Consider the following 1,249-nt stretch of genomic DNA (forward strand, 5'->3'; position numbering starts at 1 on the left):
TGGCCTGCTGCCGGTTTGGTGGACACCGAGATAGGGTGTTTCCACCTATCGGAGGTCCACAATGCAAAGAAGGAAGTTCAGCCGCGAGTTCAAGCTTGAGGCGGTGAGGATGGTCCGCGAACGCGGGGTGACGATCGCCCAGGCGTCGCGCGATCTGGATGTGCATGCGAACGTGCTGCGTAAATGGGTCCGGGAGCTTGCCGCCGATCCGGGTCATGCCTTTCCCGGTCACGGTCAGATGAAGCCGGAGCAGATGGAGATCGATCGCCTGCGGCGCGAGCTGGCCAAGCTGAAGGCGGAACGCGACATCCTAAAAAAAGCCGCCGCCTACTTCGCGAGGGACTCGATATGAAGTTCCAGTTCATCGCGAAGCACCGAGGGATCTGGCCGGTGGCATGGATGTGCGGGGCGCTCGGTGTCTCGCGAAGCGGTTTCCATGCCTGGCTGATCCGCCCGCCGTCGCAGCGTGCCCGCGACGACGAGGTGATCGGTGCCAAGGTCCGTGCCAGCCATGTAGGAAGTTATCGCACCTATGGTGCGCGCCGTGTCTGGCACGATCTGCTGGCCGACGGGGTATCCTGCGGCTTGCACCGGATCGAACGACTGATGCGGGCGCAGGGTCTGCGAGCAAGGCCGCGGCGACGCGGGCTTCCCAAGGATCATGGCGAGCGGTCGGTCATCGCCGGCAATGTGCTGGATCGCCAGTTCACGGCCGACAGGCCGAACCAGAAGTGGGTCGCAGACTTCACCTATATCTGGACGGCCGAAGGATGGCTCTACGTTGCTGCGGTGATCGACCTGTTCTCGCGCCGGGTAGTCGGATGGTCGATGAGCGCCACCATGACAGCCCAGCTCGTCACCGATGCGCTGATCATGGCGATCTGGCGGCGTGGCAAACCCGACGCGCTGCTGCATCACTCGGATCAGGGAAGCCAATATACCAGCGAGCAGTTCCAGCGGCTGATGGCCGATAATGGGGTTACCTGCTCGATGAGCCGGTCCGGCAATGTATGGGATAATGCCGCCATGGAGAGCTTCTTCTCCTCGCTCAAGACCGAGCGGATCGGGAAGAAAATCTACCGCACGAGGGCGCAGGCGAAGGCCGACGTGTTCGATTATATCGAATGCTTCTACAACCCGACCCGGCGTCACTCGACCCTGGGTTACCTCAGTCCTATCGACTTCGAACGTGAAGCTGGGGTAGCCTGAATGAACTTATCTCGGCGTCCATCAAACCGGCAGCAGGCCA

Annotated in this window: 1 protein-coding gene; it reads left to right on the forward strand. The window is 61.7% G+C overall.

Annotated features, from left to right (window positions below; all coding sequences use genetic code 11):
* Window positions 1–61 precede the first annotated feature (61 nt).
* Window positions 62–1,209 (forward strand): IS3 family transposase gene (locus ACIPPQ_RS21685; protein ID WP_088473103.1). Its coding sequence is split into 2 segments (ribosomal slippage): window positions 62–320 and window positions 320–1,209, totalling 1,149 coding nucleotides; the frame shifts between segments, so codons are not numbered across the junction.
* The last annotated feature ends 40 nt before the right edge of the window (window positions 1,210–1,249 follow it).

It is taken from the genome of Sphingopyxis sp. LARHCG72 (assembly GCF_052871675.1).